This is a genomic window from Acinetobacter sp. P8-3-8, from assembly GCF_000214135.1.
In the GTDB taxonomy this organism is placed as follows: Bacteria; Pseudomonadota; Gammaproteobacteria; order Pseudomonadales; family Moraxellaceae; genus Acinetobacter.
Genome location: NZ_AFIE01000145.1, coordinates 1 through 729 on the forward strand (window position 1 = coordinate 1; position 729 = coordinate 729).

Here is a 729-nt window from a genome sequence, read left to right on the forward strand (position 1 = left end):
CAGCAGGTTCATTGGCAGCGGGTTCAACCGAAGCCGTGAATGGTGGACAGATCAACACATTGGTTGGTGGTACATATAACAGCACGACGAACCAATACGAAGACATTGGTGGAACGGGTAAAAACAACATCAACGATGCGATTCAATCCGTATCAGACAATGGCGTTCAATACGACAAGAATGTTGATGGTAGTACCAACTACAACAGCATTACAGCAGGTAACGGCAACGGTACAGCGGCGGTAATCGGCACAGATCCAGTGACTGGCAATAGCGTAGTGACTTCAGGCGGCACGACGATTAGCAATGTAGCCAATGGTGTGAATGCAAGCGATGCTGTGAACAAAGGTCAATTGGATAACATCAACACGAGTTTAACCAACAAAGGCTTAAACTTTGCAGGTGATACAGGCGCAGACATTGCCCGTAAACTTGGCGAGAAAGTGACTGTTAAAGGCGGTGTAACGGATACAACTAAACTCAGTGACAACAACATTGGTGTGGTTGCAGACGGCACAGATACATTGACGGTTAAACTTGCGAAAGACATTGCGATTGACAGCATTACAGCGGGCAATAGCAAACTTGATACAACTGGTTTGAAAGTTGATGATGGAACCAACAGTACGGTGATTGGTGCGACTGGCTTAACAGTAGGCACAGCGGGTGATCAAACAGTAATCACTAAAGATGGCATTACCACAGATAAAGTGAATGTGGGTACTGTTG

Annotated in this window: 1 pseudogene; it reads left to right on the forward strand. The window is 46.0% G+C overall.

What is annotated here, in order from left to right:
• A pseudogene (locus GGG_RS20250) lies at positions 1 to 729 on the forward strand (hypothetical protein); the annotation flags it as partial.